Here is a 21,599-nt window from a genome sequence, read left to right as displayed (position 1 = left end):
CACAACTGGTATGTTAAAGTCATTGTGAAAATGTGGTCATTCGGGGATATCTGGATATTACACAAGGAGTTCAAATGGGTATCAGTGTGCAAGTTCTACAAGCCAATCATGGTGACTGCATCCTAGTAACACATGAAAGTCTGAATGGCGTATGGAACTTACTAATTGATGGAGGCAACGCTGCTACCTTTCAGTTCGGCCAAAGAGGTCGTTATAGCGGTGCTCTTCGCTGTGTGCTTGATGAACTGAAGGAGAAAGGGCAAAAAATTGATTTAGCGATTTTAACTCACATCGATGATGACCACATTGGCGGCCTGTTAAGAGCATTTGAGACACCGGGCTATCTGAGTGAAATGGTGTCGTCAATCTGGTTCAATTCATCGCGGTTCATTACTGACTACTTCAATGTTGCCGAAATTTCAGACAACGATATTCATCTCCGGGACGATTCGCCCCTGACGAGCGTCAGGCAAGGTAAAAACCTGGAAACACTGTTGAATGAAATCAGTTGCGCGCGGCAACCTGTCGTAATGGCTTCTCAAAAAATCATAAAAGGTCCTTTCACATTTACTATATTATCTCCCGATGAAGACAAACTCAGGAAACTTCTTCATAAGTGGCCTGATGACCCTGAGCCAACTACTACCTCAGGGCATTCTACTGATTACGACTTGAGCCTTGATGAAATTTTGGCTGATGATATATTTGAAAATGATCCTTCTGATTACAATGGCAGTTCTATTGCTTTCATTCTTGAAGCTGAGGGGAAAAGAATGCTTTTTCTCGGCGATGCTCATGACAAAATTATTGTGCGTAGTCTCCGGGCACTTGGATATAGTGAGACGAGAAAACTGCCGCTTGATTTTGTAAAGATTTCTCATCATGGCAGTCAATACAATACCAGTTCAGAATTTCTTTCATTGATAAATACACACCGGTTCATTATATCTACCAATGGAGCTATGCACGGGCTACCTAATAAAAGAACTATCGCCCGAATTTTGGCCTCTGGTAGTGGGAATATATGCTTTAATTACTCTGAAATTATTTCGCCATTACTGCATGAACATGAGACCGAAACCTATTCCTCACGACTCGTAGCACTTGACGGAAAAATCAGGCTATAAAATGACCGCATCAGAATTAATGGCTTCCTATTGCGTCGTTGTAAATAAGGGCAGCGGCGTTCTGGTCAATGCTATGTCTCAGGATTATTCTTACGTTCTTACGGCAAGGCACGTGTTAACAGAGGCCAACGCTAAACTTGTCGTCACAGACGTTCAAGGTAGAGAGCTCAAGGTTTTATCAGTTCTGAATCACACCGATCAAAGTCATTCAGACACATATGACTGTGCCGTGATACAGGTTGAGTATATTCCAACAGTTGCACAACAATCATTCCCAGCCTCATCATTGCCTGATATGGCACCTCTAAAGCTTGTCGGTTTTCCGGGAACAGAGAGAGGAAGTACAGACCCAATGAAAGTCCAAGACGGACATATGACAAGCGTAAGGGACCATTTGATTGTCTTCACAGTCAGTGGCACACCAGGGAAAGATGCAATTGAAGGTATGTCTGGTGGTGGTATTTATCATGTAGCCAATGAACGTCCCTATTTGGTGGGGGTTGAATTTGGTATGGATAGTATCAACAAGCATCAACAATATGGCCGTGTTCAATGCCAAGGGCTAGTGAGATTTGAAGAAATCATCGAGGCAAATAACAAAGCTCCCATTATACCAGCCTATTTGGAATGCTTTTCGCGTCTGAGAGAACAGATATTCAGTTTTAATGTTATTAATAAAAATACTATTATTGGTTTAAAGACTGAGTTACTTAACTTTGCTGATAGCCTTGTCGCTCAAGGGATACCGCCTCCGTTCGAGCTCATGACAAAATATAAAGACGACTTAATAATCGGACCTTTTCAGCCTGCTGATATAAAAGATAAAAGGTTATGGGTTGCTTATTTCGAATTTTTGATAATTTGCGCAATTCTGGATAATGTAAGCGCCACTGACTATCGCTATATTAAAGAATTAGAGCGACGCCGAAGAATTCTATATACAAATGATGGTTCTAACTGGGTTGGTAAGCTAGACATAATTCTAAAAGCCGCTAGAAAATTTCTTGATAAAGACGGAACTGTGATTGTTGCTTCTCCAGAACAGGGAGCTGATTTATTGCCAGATGGATTTGAAGTGGACAGAGTTATACAAAATATCGCACTGGTTCCGGGAGCCGGACCTCTTGCCCCTATCGATCAGGTTGAACGGGCGATGTACAAAAGTTTTGTATTGACGCACCTCGAGGGACTTCGTAAACAATGCGTCGTACGTAATGAAAGACTTTTTGCAAATACCGAACCTGGTATTGCTCAGTTGCGTGCGTTTAAGGAGTACTTCAATGCATTTATTAAATAAAGAACACGACTTAAATTTCCTGCATACAAAATTCAAAGAGATGAGCTTTCAGCTTTTTGTTTCAAATGATGAAGGTTCATATATCTCTTGTGTTGCATGTTGGTGTGAAAGTGCTTCCCAAGTTGTTGACAACTGGAGTGCCATCCAAAACTATTTATCTGTTTTTTATCAGCCCCCGGGGGATATAGCGCTATGGAATATTTACCTGGCATTTTTTTGTACAGAAACGCTTCCAATATGGGAGAAATATAAAATTGAAAATGATAAGTATGCTGTCAGAAAGTTGGTACTCGATGGAACTGGAACCATTCTTCCTAATGCTGAATCCCTGACTCTTCTAAACAACCACTTGTTAGGTGCTGATCTGGAGCTTACCGAACGAAACAAGGGTACAGAGGATGAGTTTTCCTTATCTTTGGGTGATTATGTTCGAGGTACTCCTTTAGATTCAACTTTTGAATCAAGAGAGACTCGAGCCCGAAGAATCGATAACATAATTGAATTTCTGAGCCAAAATGAAAATAAAAAAAGTTGAGATCGAAGGTTTCCGTGCCTACAAATATAAGGAGGATGGAATTTTCGATTTTACAAACGATGATGAAATGCCTTCTAACTTTGTTGCAATTTATGCTCCTAATGGTTTTGGAAAAAGCTCCTTTTATGATGCAGTTGAATGGGCGATTACGAATCATTTGGAAAGGCTTGGTGGTGACTATAATCGTTCAAATCATGAACTCGCAGCTAAAAGTACTAAAGAAAAAGGCATAGCTCAAAAAATCCTACGCAATAAGGATGTTGATAGCAGTATACCAACACGCGTTACAGTTACCACCACTCTCCCAAAACCATTCAACCGAAACCTTAGAGCGCCACGTTCAAATTCAAGTGATATCAGAATCGGTGTAAATAAGAATAAAGAAAATGAATACTTTAGAAAGATTATCCTAAGCCAAGATGAAATTGATCGATTTTTAAGGGAGGCTAAACCGCAGGATCGATATAATAGTTTCATGGAAAGCTTTGGGTGTGATGCCGAGATTGCCCGTCAGGAGTTAACAGTTTTAATTAATGATAACAAGGTTGTACTAGCTGATCTGGAAAAAGAGAGAAACAAACTTCTAGATCAACTACAGGAACCAGTTGATGTATATATGTTCGAACAATTTAATAAAATTGTGTCTGAATTGAATAAAAACGATGAAAATTTGATCTTGGTGGATGATCAATTCTCATTAAATACTCAACATGACATGGTTTCAGCCATCATAACCCGTACTCAAGAACTAAAAAAACAAGCTTCTGCTAATATCAATTTGCGAGAATCACTAACTAAATATTTTTCTAAATTGCCAGAATTAAAACTTAATCTTAGCCTAATCAAGGAGCAACAACACAAGCTGCTTAAATTTAGTAAAGGATTGCAGGAGGCCGAACGATATCAGTCATTATTAACTTCATACTCGACTATTCAGAACGAATACCAGTATGCAAGCCAGCAATTGCTAACTCTAAATGAAGTAGCTGAATACTTAAAAATTTTTCTAGATACTCAATCAGAAATAACAAATGTCACTGAAAAATGCTCCTCGCTTTCTAGGCAACACACTTATGAAGCAACCATACTTGTTGATCTTCAGCAGTCACTCAGCAAACTTGATTCAGACTTAACCGAGGCTGATAATCGCTCATTGCTTCTACGTACAGCGTTAGATAATTGTTCCTCTATTTACTCTGAAATAAATGTACAACAAGAACGGCTAAAAAAACTTAGTGCTCAAGTTGTAAATACAAATTTGTCATTAGCTCTAAATAAGAATCTGCGAGATAATATTCAGCTTGAGTTAACAACGATATCTTCCCTCACGGTTAATGCGGAATCATTGCTTAATTCTGATTTAAGCGCAATTAATTTTGATAAGCTTAAACTGGATGAATTAGGACACATTTCTGAAGAACTGAATGCGTTACTGCTGCACGATCAATCTGTTAAGAAAACTCAAATTTCTTTAGCCGAACAAATGGGACTTCATGAACGTCTGGTTACCTCTGGTCTAGAGTATCTGAGTATATGGCCCACTAATATTTGCCCTTTATGTAACAAGCCGCATGATTCTGAGTCGGCTCTCCAAAAAGAAGTAAAGAATACAGAACTATTGTCAATTCTAAGTAAGGAGAATGCAGAAAAACTCAATGCTTCCACTAAACGACAAAGCTTACTCAAAGCCAAGATGGATGCAATCGTCCAAGAGGCCGTTAGGATTCAGATGGATCGCCTTTCTGATCTAAGAACTAAACTTAACGACCTTGGTTTGCAAGTATCTAAACTAGAAGAGCAAAAATCATTACTTCAGGCACAGGTCAACTCTCTGCAGTTGCAAATCAAATCCCTTCAACTTTCTGTCTGGGAACTTACTAAAGAAGAACTCATATCTCGGACAGAAGCCGAACTCAAAGATCTTACTTTAAAGAAAGAAGAATTGCTTAATAGTAAAACAGTGTTAAGCCAAAATATTGATGAAAAAAAATTGCTCATAACGCAGATTGAGTCATCGATTAAAATGCTCAATTTACAAATTAAAACCACTTCCTCTAAATCAGCTTATCAAAAGGTAAATGTTTACCTTATTGAAAATAGCTTGCAGCCACATGAATTTAAAAAATATTACGTCGAAAAGCGAGCGGCAATTGAAAAATGCAGAAAAGAAAATTTATCTGATGCAAAAAAAATTGCTGAGCAGTCAAAATCCCTGAAAGAGACTATGATTGCTAACGAAACTGTGACTGATATTGAGGTATTATCCGCAGAGAAAAAGCAGGCAGAGAATCATATCGCTGAGTATGAATCATTTATACAGTCTTTCGTTGCGTCTTTAAATCAAATGATTGGCCCGCAGGATGGCAAGACTGCCGATGAGATAGGAAATACTATAACCGAAACCATTAATCTCCAGATACTGGAATATCGAGGAATTGATAGCAAACTGAAAAAATTTGAACTGTTATCAGAACTATTGAAAGCAACAGAGTTGTATTTAACAAATCAAGTGCTCCGTGAAAACCTTACCACCGTGGAGAAACGCTTAACTCAGAGAAATCAAGTTGATAAAGTGCTGTTGGCTGAGAGAGAAAATGTTATTGATGAACTTAGAAAGCTCATAAGAGAGTTCTTCTATGAAGATCTTATTGATTCTATTTACAGAAAAATCGATCCACATCCATCCCTCAAAAAGGTTGAGTTCCGTCCAGATTTTGAGACATCAGATCGTCCTGGATTAAATATTGTCCTCAGCGATGAGGAAGGGAAAACTGTGTCGCCAATTCTTTTTTTCAGCGCTGCTCAGTTGAATATTCTCAGTTTAAGCGTATTTTTGGCTAGTGCACTTCATGCCAAGGATGATAATGGTGATCCAATAGATGTCATTATGATTGATGACCCGATACAATCAATGGACTCAATTAATGTCTTAGCCACAATTGATCTCCTACGAAGCATTTCTGTTCGTTTTAATAAGCAGATTATAATCTCAACACATGATGATAACTTCTTTAGTTTGCTTCAGCGCAAGATCCCTTCACAAGTTATGGGTTCAAAATTCCTTAAGCTGGAAAAATTTGGTGTTGTAGTTCCTGTCGAATCATTGAGTAATTAATAGCTAATAAAAATATGACCATATACTGGGCCAGTCCCGGTCCAGTATATGGGACAAAATGGTCTGAATTAATCCTACATAGCCTCTTTAGACCATCCCCCTTCTTGGGGGTAAAGACTGTATAATTATTATGTTCACAATAAAATTGATTATTTTATAAAAACTAATGATTTACTGCTCACTGATAGTAAGTAGCCGCGTCTATCGGTCATGGTTTTTATTTGGGAATAACGGAAAGCATATTCTTAACATTTCTTCTATTATTTTCATTAATCGACCAGCACTGCTGCCCTACTTCGCAAAATCAAACGGACTAATCCCCTTATCACGATTAGCGTCAAGAAAATCTGCCCACCATTGCACCATCAACCTACGCTCCCCAAGATGCTCAGCCTTATGAATGTAAGCTGCCCGCACAGAGCTACGCTCTTGATGACTCATCTGCCGCTCTACCGCATCTCTCGACCACAACCCTGACTCAATCAGTGAACTACAGGCCATGGTTCTGAAACCATGACCACATACTTCAACCTTAGTGTCGTAACCCATCACCCTCAGTGCTTTATTCAATGTATTCTCACTCATAGGCTTACGTGGATCGTGATCGCCAACGAAAATCAGCTCTCGGTTTCCACTCATACTTTTGATCTTTTCCAAAATGGCGAGAGCCTGTCGCGACAAGGGAACAAGATGCGGAGTCTTCATCTTAGAACCGCGCTGAGAGTGTTTAACGCCTTCCAGTGGTTCACGCTCTCCCGGAATCGTCCACAGAGCGGTTTCAAAATCCACTTCTGACCAGCGCGCAAAACGCAGTTCGCTTGAACGAATGAAAACTAACAGCGTGAGTTCCACAGCCAGCCGAGTTAATGGTCTTCCAGTATATGTATCAATACGATGAAGCAATTCAGGAATACGACTGAGGTCTAGCGCAGCGCGATGCTGCCGTTTAGCAGTAGCTATCGCCCCAGCAATATCTTGTGCGGGGTTGTAATCGATTAAACCGTTCTGTACCGCAAAGCGCATTATTGCCGTTGTCCGCTGTTGAAGACGCGCAGCTACTTCAAGACGTCCTGACTTCTCCACAGCTTTAATTGGAACCAGTAAATCGCGAGTACCAATATCTACTATATTTCGCTTCCCTACTGCGGCAAATAAATTGTCTTCCAGACTTTTTAACACTCTAGCACTGTGCGACTCAGACCACTTTTGATTGCTGGCGTGCCAGTCCCTAGCTACCACTTCAAAAGTTATCGCTTCTTGCTCTTGTTCTACCTTAACGGCTTTCTTATTCTCACTGGGATCGACACCATTAGCTAAATGCTTGCGGGCTTCTTCACGCCGTGCCCTGGCATCAGCCAATGACACTTCAGGATATTTCCCCAATGCCAGCATCTTTTCTTTCCCGCCGAAGCGATAACGCAGCCGCCAATATTTAGAACCGTTCGGGTGAACCAACAACACCATGCCATCACCATCGGTAAGCTTATAGGCTTTTTCTTCAGGCTTGGCTGTACGAACCTTCACATCACTCAGAGCCATGTTGAGTATCCTTTCAAGGGGTCTGTGTGGGTACAAACATTATCGAACCGGGATATACCCGCATTTGTACCCGCATCAGTAAGTTGATGTAGATTGAATCAGGTTGACTTATGTTGACTGAAAAAGCGAGGGAAGCCTTGCGGGGACTGGATTTTAGGCATAAAAAAAGACCTCAGTTGAGGTCTATTTACATACTGTTGGTGCCGAAGGCCGGAATCGAACCGGCATGCCTCGCGGCGGTTGATTTTGAGTCAACTGCGTCTACCGATTTCGCCACTTCGGCACTGAAGTAGTATGCGGAGAACGAGGTGAATTATACCTACCCGAAGTCCGCATGCAACTGTTATCCCACTAAGTTTAGTCTAAGTGTTGAAAAAACCGCCATCAACGCCGTTTTAGCAGCAAATAAACACTGATTAGGAGGAAAAGTATACTCGGTAACAGCGCGCCGATGACCGGAGGGATGCTGTAAACCAAGCTAAGTGGGCCGAAAATCTGATCCAATACATAGAAAACAAAACCAAAGAAGATACCGGTAACCACCCGAACCCCCATTGGTACACTGCGTAATGGACCAAAAATAAATGACAGCGCCATCAGCATCATCACGGCAACTGAGAATGGCGCAAATATCTTGCCCCACATATTCAGTTCGTATCGGCTCGACTCTTGCCCACTTTGTCGCAGGTATTTGCTGTAATCATGCAATCCGCTGATAGAAAGTGAATCTGGGTTCATAGCAACCACACCCAACTTCTCTGGTGTTAAGTTAGTTCTCCACTCACCGGTTAGTGTCTGTGAGCCAGTCACTTTATTTGGATTGCTTAAATCAGATTCATCAACCTGCGATAAGCGCCACAGATTGTCTTCAAACGTCGCGGTAGCGGCATAACGCACCGAAAGCAGGCGATCCTGTTTATCAAAATGATAAATATTGACCCCGGTTAGCTCGTTATCACCCGAAACTCGCTGGATATAGATAAAGTCGGAGCCATCTTTTGCCCACAAACCAGATTGCGTCGATAACAATGACCCCCCGTACATCTGCTGTGCACGGAAGTTACGTGCCATCTGCTCACCTTGCGGGGCAACCCACTCACCAATAGCCATGGTCAGCAACACTAATGGAATCGCGGTTTTCATCACCGAAGCGGCGATTTGCATGCGGGTAAAACCTGATGCTTGCATCACCACCAATTCACTGCGCGTGGCCAAGGTGCCCAGGCCCAATAAGGCACCTAACAGCGCTGCCATCGGGAAGAATATCTCGATATCCTTAGGGATACTTAGCAAGGTGTACATACCCGCGGAAACCGCAGAGTAATCGCCCTGCCCGACTTTGCGTAGCTGATCGACAAACTTGATAATGCCGGACAACGATACCAGCATGAATAAGGTCATCAGGATGGTATTGAGGATAGTCCGTCCGATATAGCGGTCTAATACACCAAACATCAGGCAGCCCCTCTCAGTCGAGCACGTAACTTACGAGCCGGCAGGCCATCCCACAGGTTCAATATCACCGCCACTGCAAAGTAAACACCGTTCACAGTCCACATCCAAATCAAGGGGTCCAACTTGCCACCACTTGCATTAGAGCGCAGGGAGCTTTGTAACAGGAAGAAAATCAAATAGAGCAGCATGGCGGGCAACATACTCAGAACACGGCCCTGACGCGGGTTGACTACACTGAGCGGCACCACCAGCAATGCCATAATGACCACAGAGACAATCAGTGTTAAACGCCAATGAAACTCCGCACGCGCATCAGGTTTGGTAGAGTCCCACAGCTGTTTCATGGTCATCTGCTCAGCGACATTATTGTTTTGCTGTACTTCCTGATGACCGATAATAGCCTGGTAATCGACAAAATCAGTAATACGGAAGTCGCGCAACAATGCAGTGCCTTCATAGCGGGTACCTTTATTTAAGATAACCACTTGCGAACCATCAGGCCGTTCAGTCATATGGCCGCTGTCTGCTACCACGACCGAGGGGCGTTGATTACCGTTTGGCCGCAATTGTGCCAAAAATACACGGTTAAACTCTTTGCCCGTCACATTACCGATAAATAAGGCTGAATTGCCATCAGTTGAAGACTTAAACTGCCCACCAGCCAGAGCAGCCAAGCTAGGGTTAGCTCTGGCGTCATTCAGCACTTTGTCTTGATGTTTAGAAGACCAAGGGCCAAGCCAGATAGTATTGACTACCGCCAGCGCTGAAGTTATCAGTGCCAAAATTAATGCAGCCATAATCAAGGACTTTTTGCCCATGCCGCAGGCATGCATCACGGTGATTTCACTCTCCGTGTACAATTTACCTAGCGTCATCAATAAGCCAAGGAATAAGCTTAATGGCAGGATAAGTTGTGCCATTTCAGGCACACCGAGCCCTAAAAGGGATAAAACCAAGTTTGTTGGGATTTCACCGTCGACCGCAGCGCCCAATATCCGTACTAACTTCTGGCTAAAGAAGATTAATAGCAGGATGAACAGAATCGCAATTTGGCTCTTAAGTGTTTCCCGTACCAGATATCTAATGATGATCACGCTAATACGCCTGTGAAAACTTGTCTTTTTGCAGGAAAATCGATAGTTTCATCGTTAATCCGCCATTTATTCTCATCATATGGCAACCTTCACAGCTAAAATAGTATTACAACATCTAGCGTTTAGGTGTCCTATAGGAACATGCTTATAGTCGCCAAAACAAAACAACTTATGCCGTTAAGGTTAACACACGTCGTTAACACAACGGAGAGAGATCGTTGCGGAGTGCTACATTCTAGCGGTAGCTCCCGCCTTTGTCTTTAAGATTCAGGAGAGTGCATGGAGTTCAGTGTAAAGAGCGGCAGCCCGGAAAAACAGCGCAGTGCCTGTATTGTAGTCGGCGTTTTCGAACCCCGCCGTCTATCTCCCATTGCCGAACAACTCGACAAAATTAGTGATGGCTACATCAGCGCTTTACTGCGCCGTGGTGAACTTGAAGGCAAAGTCGGGCAGACGCTATTACTGCACCATGTGCCGAATATTCTCTCCGAGCGCATCTTGTTAATTGGCTGTGGCAAAGAGCGTGAGCTTGATGAGCGCCAGTACAAGCAAGTGATCCAGAAGACCATCAATACCCTTAATGACACCGGCTCAATGGAGGCTGTTTGCTTCCTAACTGAGCTGCATGTTAAAGGCCGCAATACTTACTGGAAAGTGCGCCAAGCGGTAGAAACAGCGAAAGAGACGCTTTATACCTTTGATCAGCTTAAAAGTAATAAAATCGAGCCTCGTCGCCCATTGCGCAAAATGGTGTTCAATGTGCCAACCCGCCGCGAACTAACCAGCGGTGAGCGCGCTATCCAGCATGGTCTGGCAGTGGCATCCGGCATTAAAGCGGCTAAAGATTTGGGTAATATGCCACCCAATATTTGTAATGCCGCCTATCTGGCCTCGCAAGCGCGCCAGTTGGCCGATGCATTCAGCACCAATATCATCACCCGCGTGATTGGTGAGCAGCAAATGAAAGAGCTGGGAATGCACTCTTATCTCGCTGTTGGCCATGGTTCGCAGAATGAATCATTGATGTCAGTGATAGAATATAAGGGTAATCCAAACCCGGACGCTAAGCCAATTGTGCTGGTGGGCAAAGGGTTGACCTTCGACTCCGGCGGTATTTCGATTAAGCCGGCCGAAGGTATGGACGAGATGAAATACGACATGTGCGGCGCTGCAACTGTCTATGGCGTGATGCGCGTGGTGGCTGAGCTGCAATTGCCATTGAATGTCATTGGTGTGCTGGCGGGCTGTGAAAACATGCCAGGTGGCCGTGCTTATCGCCCTGGTGATATCCTCACCACCATGTCTGGCCAGACAGTTGAAGTGTTGAATACCGATGCCGAAGGCCGCCTGGTGCTGTGTGATGCATTGACCTATGTCGAGCGTTTCGATCCAGAACTGGTGATTGATATCGCGACATTGACCGGTGCTTGCGTTGTGGCATTGGGCCATCACATCACCGGTTTGATGTCGAATCACAATCCACTGGCTCACGAGCTGATTGGGGCGTCTGAACAGGCCGGTGACCGTGCATGGCGCTTGCCGCTGGGTGATGAGTTCTATGAGCAGTTGGATTCCAATTTTGCCGACATGGCGAATATTGGTGGCCGTGCTGGTGGTGCCATTACCGCGGGCTGTTTCTTGTCGCGCTTTACTCGTAAATATAGCTGGGCGCACCTGGATATCGCGGGTACGGCATGGCGTTCGGGCAAAAACAAAGGTGCAACCGGCCGGCCGGTCGCGTTGCTATCCCAGTTCTTGCTTAACCGCGCAGGGCTAAACGGCGACGATTAATCGTTTGATGTATTCCATTTGATATACACCCAAAGTAATTGGGGTTGCAGGTAGGCGGCAAACGAACTCATCCCGATGAGCTTACATCAGTAAGTGATTCGGGTGAGTGAGTGCAGCCAACACCCCTGCGGCGTCAAGGACGAAGGGTGCTGAGAACCTATGAAGAACGCCACCTTTTATCTGCTTGAACACGACACGCCCGCGGGTGAGCTACGTGCTCATGAAGCATTGGCCTGCGAGGTTGCGGCTGAACGTTGGCGGGCGGGCAAACGGGTGTTGATCGCCTGTGAAAGTCAGGAACAAGCCCAGCGGCTAGATGAAGCCCTGTGGCAACGGGCACCTGAGCAATTTGTGCCCCATAATCTAGCCGGTGAAGGGCCAAAGTATGGTGCGCCAGTCGAACTGGCGTGGCCGGAACGACGTGGAAATTCTCCTCGCGACCTCCTGATTAGCCTACTGCCAGAGTTCGCAGGTTTTGCCACCGCTTTCCATGAAGTGGTAGACTTCGTGCCTTACGAAGAAAATTTAAAACAGTTGGCGCGCGACCGATATAAGTCTTATCGCAGCGTCGGCTTCCACTTGACCACGGCAACGCCGCCAACTAATTGAAATAAAAAGAAAATGGAAAACACACCTTCTAATACCGACAAAACTGAGCCGTCCCTCGATAAAACATACAGCCCGCAGGAAATCGAACAGCCGCTGTATGAACACTGGGAAAAACAGGGTTATTTCAAGCCGAACGGCGATACCAGCAAAGAAAGTTACTGCATCATGATCCCGCCACCGAATGTGACCGGTAGCCTGCACATGGGTCATGCGTTCCAACAAACCATCATGGATACCTTGATTCGCTACCAGCGCATGCAGGGCAAAAACACCTTGTGGCAAGCCGGAACCGACCATGCCGGTATCGCGACCCAAATGGTGGTTGAGCGCAAAATTGCGGCTGAAGAAGGCAAAACTCGCCACGATTATGGCCGTGAAGCATTTATCGACAAAATTTGGCAGTGGAAAGGCGAATCTGGCGGCACCATTACTCGCCAAATGCGCCGTCTGGGCAACTCTGTGGATTGGGAACGCGAGCGTTTCACCATGGATGATGGCCTGTCCAATGCCGTTAAAGAAGTGTTTGTTCGCCTACATAAAGAAGATCTGATTTACCGTGGCAAACGTCTGGTGAACTGGGATCCGAAACTGCGCACCGCTATTTCTGATTTGGAAGTGGAAAACCGCGAATCCAAAGGCTCTATGTGGCATCTGCGTTATCCGCTGGCCGATGGTGCCAAAACAGCCGAAGGCAAAGATTATCTGGTGGTCGCCACCACCCGTCCGGAAACGGTGCTGGGTGATACCGGCGTGGCGGTAAATCCAGAAGATCCGCGTTATAAAGATCTGATTGGTAAAGAAGTGATTCTGCCACTGGTGGGCCGCCGCATTCCGATCCTCGGTGATGAACACGCCGATATGGAAAAAGGCACCGGCTGTGTGAAAATCACGCCAGCGCACGACTTTAATGACTATGAAGTGGGTAAGCGCCACGCGCTGCCGATGATCAACATTCTGACGTTTGACGGCGATATCCGTTCAGAAGCCGAAGTGTTTGATACTAATGGCGAAGCGTCCGATGCTTGCAGCGGCGCAATTCCAGAACAGTTCCAAGGTCTTGAGCGCTTTGCTGCCCGTAAAGCTGTAGTGGCTGAATTCGATAAACTCGGCCTGCTGGAAGAAGTTAAAGCCCATGACCTGACCGTACCTTATGGCGACCGTGGCGGCGTAGTTATCGAGCCGATGCTGACTGACCAATGGTATGTTCGCACCGCGCCATTGGCTAAAGTGGCCATCGAAGCGGTTGAAAACGGCGAGATCCAATTCGTACCGAAACAGTACGAAAACATGTATTACTCATGGATGCGCGACATTCAGGATTGGTGCATTTCCCGCCAATTGTGGTGGGGTCACCGCATTCCGGCCTGGTATGACGAGCAGGGTAAAGTGTATGTCGGCCGCGATGAAGCCGAAGTGCGCCGCGAAAATAATCTGGGCGCCGATGTGGCCTTGCGTCAGGATGAAGATGTGCTGGATACCTGGTTCTCATCTGGCCTGTGGACTTTCTCCACACTGGGCTGGCCAGAGCAAACTGAAGCACTGAAAACTTTCCACCCGACCAGTGTTGTGGTCAGTGGCTTCGACATTATTTTCTTCTGGATTGCCCGCATGATCATGCTGACCATGCACTTTATGAAAGATGAAAATGGTAAGCCGCAGGTGCCGTTTAAAACCGTGTATATGACCGGCCTTATCCGCGATGACGAAGGGCAGAAAATGTCCAAGTCGAAGGGTAACGTTATCGACCCACTGGATATGGTTGACGGTATCTCGCTGGAAGAGTTGCTGGAAAAACGTACCGGTAACATGATGCAGCCGCAATTGGCAGACAAAATCCGCAAGCGCACCGAGAAGCAGTTCCCGAACGGCATTGAGCCGCACGGTACTGACGCCCTGCGCTTTACGCTGGCCGCTTTGGCCTCGACTGGCCGTGATATCAACTGGGATATGAAGCGCCTGGAAGGTTATCGCAACTTCTGTAACAAGCTGTGGAACGCCAGCCGTTTCGTGCTGATGAACACCGAAGGGCAAGATTGCGGGCAGAATGGCGGCGAGATGGTGTTGTCACTGGCTGACCGCTGGATTCTGGCCGAATTCAATCAGACTATCAAAGCCTACCGCGAAGCAATGGACACTTACCGCTTCGATTTGGCGGCCGGTATTCTGTATGAATTTACCTGGAACCAGTTCTGTGACTGGTATTTGGAACTGACCAAGCCGGTGATGAACAGCGGTTCTGAAGCTGAATTACGCGGGACTCGTCATACTCTGATTGAAGTTCTGGAAGCATTGCTGCGTTTAGCGCACCCTATCATTCCTTACATCACAGAGACTATCTGGCAGCGGGTTAAAACCCTGAAAGGCATTACTGCGGACACTATTATGTTGCAGCCTTTCCCAGAATATGATGCCAGTCAGGTGGATGAAAAAGCCCTGAGCGATTTGGAATGGATCAAGCAAACCATTATTGCGGTGCGTAATATCCGGGCAGAAATGAATATTGCGCCAGGTAAACCGCTGGAAGTGATGCTGCGCGGAGCCAATGCTGAAGCTCAACGCCGTGTGCTGGAAAACCAGAGTTTCATCCAGTCGCTAGCCCGTTTGTCTTCTCTCACTCTGTTAGCTGACGGTGATAAAGGCCCGATATCTGTGACCAAATTGGTTGAAGGTGCAGAGGTGTTGATCCCAATGGCTGGCCTGATTGATAAGGCCACCGAACTGGAGAGGCTGGCAAAAGAAGTAGCGAAGCTGGAAGCCGAGATTGAACGCATCGAAAGTAAATTGAGTAATGAAGGATTTGTGGCGCGCGCGCCAGAAGCCGTGGTTGCCAAAGAGCGCGAAAGAATGGCGGCCTGTGCCGAAGCTAAGCAGAAGTTAATTGAACAACAGGCGACTATCGCCGCACTGTAATTCAATCTGACATGAAGTAAGCACTCACTGGGGGCCATAATAATTTGGCCCCCAGTTTTTTTTTGCCATTGCATTTAATTCGAGTTGTCGGAAGGCGGCCAACGCACATACAACTTGAAGTATGGCGGGTATAGATGGTATTACAGATTATAACTAAGTTATTACCTTTGGGTTTATAGAGCATGACCACAGCCACACCTATCCGCCTGTTGGTGCGCCCCATCCTCGCCGCAGACAATCTCGCTATCGCTAATGTCATCCGCGACGTTTCGGCTGAGTTCGGCTTAACCGCCGACAAAGGCTATACCGTGTCCGATCCTAATTTGGATCACTTGTATGAGCTGTACAGCCAGCCACGCAGTGCTTACTGGGTGATTGAAGTGGATGGAAATATTGCGGGCGGCGGTGGCGTGGCACCGTTGTCTGGTGGCGAAGCTTCCCTTTGTGAGTTGCAGAAAATGTATTTTCTGCCGATATTACGTGGTCAAGGGTTGGCAAAACAATTGGCATTACAAGCACTTGAGTTTGCCCGCCAGCAGGGTTTTAGTCACTGTTATCTGGAAACGACAGCGAGCCTGACCAGTGCTGTCGGCTTATATGAAAGATTGGGTTTTGAGCATATTAATGGCCCGATGGGAAACACCGGTCATGTTGATTGCGAAGTCACGATGTTGAAAACGTTATGATAATTCAGGGCGTATCAAGCGCCCTGAATAATTAGCGGAAACCTATAGCTTCACATGACCCAAAGTCATTGGCGCTATAGCAAGGCAGCAAACAAGCAAATCCCGATGAGCTGACACAAGTCAGTGATTCGGGTGAGTGAGTGCCGCTAACACCGCTATAGCGTCAAGGACGACGGGGAATTAATGGCGCTTGCCGTCGTCATCCTCATCCACCGACTCTTCGTCGTCGAACTCGCCGTCTTCATCATCTTCTGCGTTTGGATCTTCGTAGTAAGTGCCCCAACCGTCGTAATTCACGCCACAGGTTTCAGCCAAAGCAATCAGCTGTTCAACCTGCGCATCAATAATTTCAGCATTTAGAGCAACTTCGCTAATCACATCACAGCACATCACCATTGAGCCGTCTTCTATTTCCAGCTCTTCAGCATCTGTCACTTCATAACCCAGCTTGAATGCTTCAACAGCCGCTTTCTCCAGAACTTCGAATTTCTCCGCAGAAAGATGGTGCTCAATGGTGTACAGCGCATCTGGATCGCTGCCATCGTCCAGCAGTTCTTCGATGATCAGGCGGGTTTCGTCACGTTGTTCGTCAAGCATTTCGCGGTTTGCCATGCCTTTATCCTCAGTCAATGGGCTTAGTATGGCGCTATTTTCCCACACCCACGCTATTGCCTCCACTATAAACGAGAAAGATTTATTGATTAGGGTTGTATTTGAATATTTATCCGTATAAATTGAATTTAAATTCAGTTTAACCCTTCAGGATGAAAAAGATGAACACGATAAGTCAGTTCTATAAACGTCACTTTCTAAGGTTATTAGATTTTACTCCCACCGAGATTATAGCTCTGCTCGATTTGGCTGTTGAGCTGAAGAAAGCCAAGAAATCCGGCTGTGAGCAACAAAAACTGGTAGGTAAGAATATCGCGCTCATCTTCGAAAAAGACTCGACTCGTACTCGATGCTCTTTCGAAGTTGCCGCATATGATCAAGGTGCGCGCGTGACTTACCTCGGCCCAGGAGGAAGCCAAATTGGGCATAAAGAATCAATTAAAGATACTGCCCGAGTATTAGGCCGCATGTATGACGGCATTCAGTATCGTGGTCACGGCCAAAAAGTGGTTGAAACACTGGCAGAATTTGCGGGCGTACCGGTATGGAATGGCCTGACAAATGAATTTCACCCAACTCAATTACTGGCCGACTTGCTGACCATGCAGGAACACTTACCGGGTAAGCCATTGAGTGAAATGACATTTGCCTACTTGGGTGATGCCCGCAACAACATGGGTAACACTATGTTGGAAGCTGCTGCACTGGTCGGGATGGATTTGCGGTTAGTGGCACCAAAAGCATGCTGGCCGGAGGCCGAACTGGTGGCGGCTTGTCAGGCGCAGGCCAAAAAGACCGGCGGTAAAATCACACTGACAGAAAATATTGCCGAAGGTGTAAAAGGTGCCGACTTCCTGTATACCGATGTTTGGGTCTCAATGGGCGAACCGAAAGAAGTGTGGCAAGAGCGTGTTGCTCTCTTGAAACCTTATCAAATCAATATGGATGTAGTGAAACTGACCGGCAATCCGCAGGTTAAATTCCTGCACTGCTTGCCCGCATTCCACGATGACCAAACCACCGTCGGCAAACAAATGGCGGAGCTTTATGACTTACCGGGCGGCATGGAAGTCACCAACGAAGTGTTTGAATCCACACATAGTATTGTGTTTGATCAAGCAGAAAACCGCCTGCACACCATCAAAGCCGTGATGGTTGCGACATTGGGTCAACACTAAACATAACAGGGCCGGCCATCCGAAGTGCCGGCTTTTGATTATTTTCACACCTAATCAATAAGCGTTATTGGCGCAGACAGATTGAGTGCGGACAGCGCGCAGCCAACGGAGCATACACGGAGTATGTGACGGCGGCGAGCACTGCCCGAAGCTCAAGTTGGCAAGTGAAATAGCTTATTTTACAGATATCTTCACTACTGCTTTACGCACATTTGCCGGTTCGCCCACCGCACATAATGGCTTATGCACTTCCCCTGGGTAAAACACCACGAAATCACCGGTTTTCATCACAAACTGCTTCTCATCAACCCCCGCCGGTAAAAAGGCGATATCTTTATCTGCTAACCAGTCGGTATCAGGTTTGCCAGCAGGTAAGCTACTGAAAGTCATCCCCTCGACACCCTCTAGGATGATTTGAATATCCAAGTATTTAGCATGATATTCCGCTCGGCGATTTTCCAAATAGTCGGTGCAGTCATTGGAAATCAATACAAACATATTATTGCCATCAATATCGAGTTTGCCCAATGGGGTTTCTGCGGTGATGTGGCTTTTCACATATTCAATAGCTTCTTTTAATTGCGCAGGTAAATAAGGTACTAATTCCAAATGATGAATGTTTCCGGTGATCATGCTATTCCCTTTCTTATAAATTAAATGAAATGACGTTTCATTATAACCATTTCATTCTTTATTGAGTGAGAAGTCTCTGACATTTATTCATACCGACCACAGGTTTGAATCACCTCAGAATCATTACTTTTTTGTAAAGTTTTTTTATCACTAATTGTTATAACAAATAACTGTTGAGACTTTGACCACAGACAGCAAAGCTATTATCGTGAGAAAATGCGATGAAATAGTTTTAAAAACAATAAGTTCCGCGCAATGTTTATAATTTCCACCCGCTATCCATACTTATATATCGATGGTCATGATCCATTTCAGGGAGTCTCAATGAAAGCTAAAATTCTGTCATTATTGGTTTTGACAGCACTATCTGGCAGTGCCTTTGCAGCAACGCCACCAGATACGCTGGTTGTCGTGCAATCCCTGGATGATATTGTTAGCCTTGATCCAGCTGAAAGTAATGAACTCTCCAGTATTCAGACCGTGCCAAGTCTCTATCAACGCCTGGTGCAAGCCGATCGTGATAATCCGGCAAAAGTCGTGCCTATTCTTGCTGAAAGTTGGCAGGGTGATGCCGCCGCCAAAACTCTCACAGTGAAATTGCGTCCAGACGCGGTATTCTCATCCGGTAATCCGGTGAAAGCGGATGACGTGATTTTCTCCTTTACTCGCGCGGTCAAAATGAACCGTTCACCTGCCTTTATCCTGAATGTATTAGGCTGGGATCCGAGTAATATCGACCAACACTTGAAAAAGATCGATAACAATACCGTGCAACTGAGCTGGGGCGCAGATGTCAGCCCTGCGGTGGCACTGAATATTTTATCAACGCCGATCGCCTCCATTGTTGATAAAAAAGCCGTGACCGCCAATGTTAAAGACGACGATTACGGCAATGCTTGGTTGAAAATGCATTCAGCCGGTAGTGGCCCATTCAAAATGCGTGTTTATCAGCCGCATCAGGCCATCGTACTGGATGCTAACCCGACGTCACCTGGCGGTAAGCCACTGATTAAAAATATCATTATTAAAAACGTGCCCGACCCAAGTGCTCGCCGTTTGCTGATTCAGCAAGGTGATGCTGATATCGCCCGTGAATTAGGGCCAGACCAAACCGCAGCACTGAAAACTCAGGCCGGTGTTAAAGTTGTCGAAATCCCGTCTGCCGAACAAAACTATTTAGTCTTTAACACCGCCAACCAGGCGAATCCGCTGTTAAGCAAACCCGAATTCTGGCAGGCTGCCCGCTATTTGGTTGATTATCAGGGCATTACCAAAGATTTGCTGAAAGGCCAGTATTTTGTGCATCAAAGCTTCCTGCCAGTCGGTTTGCCGGGCGCGTTGGAAAGCAATCCGTACACCTTTGACCCAGCTAAAGCCAAAGAGATTCTGACAAAGGCCGGAATTAAAGATGCCACGCTGACACTGGATGTTGAGAACAAACCGCCATTCATTACCATTGCTCAGTCGTTGCAAGCCAGCTTTGCCCAAGGTGGCGTGAAATTGGTATTACTGCCAGCCGCGGGTAGCCAAGTTTATGGCCGCGTACGTGCCAAACAGCATCAATCGGCTATCCGTCTGTGGATCCCGGATTATTTTGATGCGCACTCTAACGCCAGTGCCTTTGCCTATAATGACGGCAAGAGCAGCACGGTTGCCGGTTTAAACGGCTGGGTTATTCCTGAGCTGAATAAACAAACACTGGCGGCAGTCGCCGAGTCCGATCCGGCCAAACGTATCGAACTTTACACTCAGTTGCAGGAAGAACTGCAAAAGAACTCGCCATATATCTTTATTGATCAAGCCAAAGCACAAGTTGTGCTGCGAGATAACGTAAAAGGCTATCAACAAGGTCTAAATGCCGATATGGTCTATTATGATCGAGTGAGCAAATAGCCTATGCCTTTCATACTTGGCATAACGGGTTGATATATAGATAAATGTAATCATGAAATAGTGAGTTGCTAGTTAATGTCTGTAGCACTAAATCAAACGCCGGGAACGCTATCCCGGCGTCGTCTTTGGGGGTTTTTACAGGGGTTATTGACCCTGGCCCTGACCTTGTTCGGTCTACTGGTTATCACCTTTTTCCTGTCGGCGCTGTCGCCGGTGGACCGGGTGTTGCAAATCGTGGGCGACCACGCCAGTGAAGCCACTTATCAGCAAGTTAAACACCAGCTTGGGCTGGATCAATCGCTACCCGTGCAGTTCTGGCATTATCTCGAGCGGCTGGCTCATGGCGATCTCGGCATTGCCAGCGCTAGCGGTCAGCCAGTGTTGCAAGACTTGCTGACCGTTTTCCCAGCCTCATTGGAACTGGCAACATTATCACTGGTGATTGGTGCCGCACTGGGGGTTATCCTCGGCTTGTTGTGCGCCCGCTGGGCCGGTAGCAAGCTGGATGCCACTATCCGCTTTATGACATTGCTGGGGAACTCCGTGCCCATCTTCTGGCTCGGTCTGTTGATGCTGTTGCTATTTTATGCCCGGCTGCAATGGAGCCCCGGCCCTGGCCGCCTCGATGATATTTATCAATATACCGTGGAAGCAAAAACCGGTTTTGCCCTGATTGATACCTGGCGCTCCGGTGATGCCGGTGCCTTTGGCAATGCCGTCGCTCATTTGATCTTGCCGGTTGCCCTGCTCTCTTACTACGCGCTGGCCAGTATTACTCGCCTGACGCGCTCGGCCTGCTTGAGTGAGCTGAATAAAGAGTACATTACGTTGGCAAGAGCCAAAGGCGCGGGTGAGATGCGCATTTTACTCACGCACGTGTTGCCGAATATTCGCGGCACTTTGCTGACAGTGATTGCGCTGGCCTATACCAGCATGTTGGAGGGCGCAGTGTTAACCGAAACTGTCTTTGCCTGGCCGGGCATTGGCCGCTACCTCACCAGCGCGCTGTTTGCCGGCGATACCACCGCCATTATGGGCGGGACACTGTTGCTCGGTATGTGCTTTATTTTGATTAACAATGTGACGGATCTGCTGGTTCGCTTGCTGGATCCGAGAACGCGCTGA

16 protein-coding genes and 1 tRNA gene are annotated in these 21,599 nt (G+C 46.1%); 11 read left to right on the top strand and 6 right to left on the bottom strand.

The features are described 5' to 3' along the window. Positions 1-74 precede the first annotated feature (74 nt). From DXZ79_RS02920 to DXZ79_RS20880, 4 genes are read left to right on the top strand one after another with little or no spacing between them, the layout of a single operon-like run. Positions 75-1,127, top strand: a complete 1,053-nt coding sequence (locus DXZ79_RS02920; RefSeq protein ID WP_120011080.1) for a ComEC/Rec2 family competence protein — start codon at positions 75-77, stop codon at positions 1,125-1,127. A gap of 1 nt (position 1,128) precedes the next feature. After that, positions 1,129-2,424: an ABC-three component system protein gene (locus DXZ79_RS02915; RefSeq protein ID WP_120011079.1), complete on the top strand. Its 1,296-nt coding sequence runs from the start codon at positions 1,129-1,131 to the stop codon at positions 2,422-2,424. Next, a complete protein-coding gene (locus DXZ79_RS02910) occupies positions 2,408-2,959 on the top strand; it encodes an ABC-three component system middle component 1 (RefSeq protein WP_120011078.1) in 552 nt (183 codons plus the stop codon). The genes DXZ79_RS02915 and DXZ79_RS02910 overlap by 17 nt, the downstream gene beginning before the upstream one ends. Beyond that, entirely contained in the window at positions 2,940-6,074 is a 3,135-nt protein-coding gene (locus DXZ79_RS20880; RefSeq protein ID WP_244942314.1) for an AAA family ATPase, read from the top strand. Before DXZ79_RS02910 ends, DXZ79_RS20880 begins: the two co-directional genes overlap by 20 nt. A gap of 291 nt (positions 6,075-6,365) precedes the next feature. Here the strand turns inward: DXZ79_RS20880 and DXZ79_RS02900 are convergent, their stop codons facing one another. From DXZ79_RS02900 to lptF, 4 genes are all read right to left on the bottom strand, one after another. Then, entirely contained in the window at positions 6,366-7,613 is a 1,248-nt protein-coding gene (locus DXZ79_RS02900) for a tyrosine-type recombinase/integrase (RefSeq protein ID WP_120011077.1), read from the bottom strand. A gap of 198 nt (positions 7,614-7,811) precedes the next feature. Continuing rightward, positions 7,812-7,896, bottom strand: a tRNA-Leu gene (locus DXZ79_RS02895). Positions 7,897-7,997: 101 nt separating this feature from the next. After that, a complete protein-coding gene (gene lptG / locus DXZ79_RS02890; RefSeq protein WP_038636669.1) occupies positions 7,998-9,068 on the bottom strand; it encodes an LPS export ABC transporter permease LptG in 1,071 nt (356 codons plus the stop codon). Further along, positions 9,068-10,162, bottom strand: a complete 1,095-nt coding sequence (gene lptF / locus DXZ79_RS02885) for an LPS export ABC transporter permease LptF (RefSeq protein ID WP_038636672.1) — start codon at positions 10,160-10,162, stop codon at positions 9,068-9,070. The genes lptG and lptF overlap by 1 nt, the downstream gene beginning before the upstream one ends. A gap of 279 nt (positions 10,163-10,441) precedes the next feature. On the opposite strand from lptF, the gene pepA reads away from it, so the two are divergent. From pepA to DXZ79_RS02860, 4 genes are all read left to right on the top strand, one after another. Further along, positions 10,442-11,953, top strand: coding sequence for a leucyl aminopeptidase (gene pepA / locus DXZ79_RS02880; RefSeq protein WP_038636675.1), 1,512 nt, complete (start codon positions 10,442-10,444; stop codon positions 11,951-11,953). A 159-nt stretch (positions 11,954-12,112) separates the two neighbouring features. Beyond that, complete coding sequence (locus DXZ79_RS02875) at positions 12,113-12,562, top strand: DNA polymerase III subunit chi (protein WP_033852822.1); 450 nt, start codon at positions 12,113-12,115, stop codon at positions 12,560-12,562. A 12-nt stretch (positions 12,563-12,574) separates the two neighbouring features. Further along, positions 12,575-15,472 (top strand): valine--tRNA ligase, encoded by a 2,898-nt coding sequence (locus DXZ79_RS02870; RefSeq protein ID WP_120011076.1) that lies wholly within the window; start codon positions 12,575-12,577, stop codon positions 15,470-15,472. 182 nt (positions 15,473-15,654) lie between these two features. After that, positions 15,655-16,158, top strand: coding sequence for a GNAT family N-acetyltransferase (locus DXZ79_RS02860; RefSeq protein WP_038636683.1), 504 nt, complete (start codon positions 15,655-15,657; stop codon positions 16,156-16,158). Positions 16,159-16,338: 180 nt separating this feature from the next. Here DXZ79_RS02860 and rraB read toward each other — a convergent pair whose 3' ends face one another. Further along, complete coding sequence (gene rraB / locus DXZ79_RS02855) at positions 16,339-16,770, bottom strand: ribonuclease E inhibitor RraB (protein ID WP_038636687.1); 432 nt, start codon at positions 16,768-16,770, stop codon at positions 16,339-16,341. A gap of 161 nt (positions 16,771-16,931) precedes the next feature. Between rraB and argF the strand changes: the two genes are divergently transcribed. Continuing rightward, on the top strand, positions 16,932-17,948 hold the full coding sequence (gene argF / locus DXZ79_RS02850) for an ornithine carbamoyltransferase (RefSeq protein WP_038636690.1): 1,017 nt from the start codon (positions 16,932-16,934) through the stop codon (positions 17,946-17,948). 174 nt (positions 17,949-18,122) lie between these two features. On the opposite strand, the gene DXZ79_RS02845 is transcribed toward argF, so the two are convergent. After that, a complete protein-coding gene (locus DXZ79_RS02845) occupies positions 18,123-18,581 on the bottom strand; it encodes a NanQ anomerase/TabA/YiaL family protein (RefSeq protein ID WP_038636692.1) in 459 nt (152 codons plus the stop codon). A 324-nt stretch (positions 18,582-18,905) separates the two neighbouring features. Between DXZ79_RS02845 and DXZ79_RS02840 the strand changes: the two genes are divergently transcribed. Both DXZ79_RS02840 and DXZ79_RS02835 read left to right on the top strand, forming a co-directional pair. Further along, positions 18,906-20,474 carry an ABC transporter substrate-binding protein gene (locus tag DXZ79_RS02840; RefSeq protein WP_050291556.1) on the top strand — a complete coding sequence of 523 codons (1,569 nt, stop codon included), beginning with the start codon at positions 18,906-18,908 and terminating at the stop codon, positions 20,472-20,474. A gap of 75 nt (positions 20,475-20,549) precedes the next feature. Further along, positions 20,550-21,599, top strand: coding sequence for an ABC transporter permease (locus DXZ79_RS02835; protein WP_038636698.1), 1,050 nt, complete (start codon positions 20,550-20,552; stop codon positions 21,597-21,599).

This window comes from Yersinia rochesterensis (genome assembly GCF_003600645.1).
Lineage (GTDB): Bacteria > Pseudomonadota > Gammaproteobacteria > Enterobacterales > Enterobacteriaceae > Yersinia > Yersinia rochesterensis.
The sequence above is the reverse complement of the archived record's forward strand: the minus strand, read 5'-3'. Positions and strand labels throughout refer to the sequence as shown.

Bases quoted from the DNA above. Each gene is read 5' to 3' on its own strand.
- DXZ79_RS02920 (WP_120011080.1), top strand. From the start codon at position 75: ATGGGTATCAGTGTGCAAGTTCTACAAGCCAATCATGGTGACTGCATC.
- DXZ79_RS02915 (WP_120011079.1), top strand. From the start codon at position 1,129: ATGACCGCATCAGAATTAATGGCTTCCTATTGCGTCGTTGTAAATAAG.
- DXZ79_RS02910 (WP_120011078.1), top strand. From the start codon at position 2,408: ATGCATTTATTAAATAAAGAACACGACTTAAATTTCCTGCATACAAAA.
- DXZ79_RS20880 (WP_244942314.1), top strand. From the start codon at position 2,940: ATGAAAATAAAAAAAGTTGAGATCGAAGGTTTCCGTGCCTACAAATAT.
- DXZ79_RS02900 (WP_120011077.1), bottom strand. From the start codon at position 7,613: ATGGCTCTGAGTGATGTGAAGGTTCGTACAGCCAAGCCTGAAGAAAAA.
- lptG (WP_038636669.1), bottom strand. From the start codon at position 9,068: ATGTTTGGTGTATTAGACCGCTATATCGGACGGACTATCCTCAATACC.
- pepA (WP_038636675.1), top strand. From the start codon at position 10,442: ATGGAGTTCAGTGTAAAGAGCGGCAGCCCGGAAAAACAGCGCAGTGCC.
- DXZ79_RS02875 (WP_033852822.1), top strand. From the start codon at position 12,113: ATGAAGAACGCCACCTTTTATCTGCTTGAACACGACACGCCCGCGGGT.
- DXZ79_RS02870 (WP_120011076.1), top strand. From the start codon at position 12,575: ATGGAAAACACACCTTCTAATACCGACAAAACTGAGCCGTCCCTCGAT.
- DXZ79_RS02860 (WP_038636683.1), top strand. From the start codon at position 15,655: ATGACCACAGCCACACCTATCCGCCTGTTGGTGCGCCCCATCCTCGCC.
- rraB (WP_038636687.1), bottom strand. From the start codon at position 16,770: ATGGCAAACCGCGAAATGCTTGACGAACAACGTGACGAAACCCGCCTG.
- argF (WP_038636690.1), top strand. From the start codon at position 16,932: ATGAACACGATAAGTCAGTTCTATAAACGTCACTTTCTAAGGTTATTA.
- DXZ79_RS02845 (WP_038636692.1), bottom strand. From the start codon at position 18,581: ATGATCACCGGAAACATTCATCATTTGGAATTAGTACCTTATTTACCT.
- DXZ79_RS02840 (WP_050291556.1), top strand. From the start codon at position 18,906: ATGAAAGCTAAAATTCTGTCATTATTGGTTTTGACAGCACTATCTGGC.
- DXZ79_RS02835 (WP_038636698.1), top strand. From the start codon at position 20,550: ATGTCTGTAGCACTAAATCAAACGCCGGGAACGCTATCCCGGCGTCGT.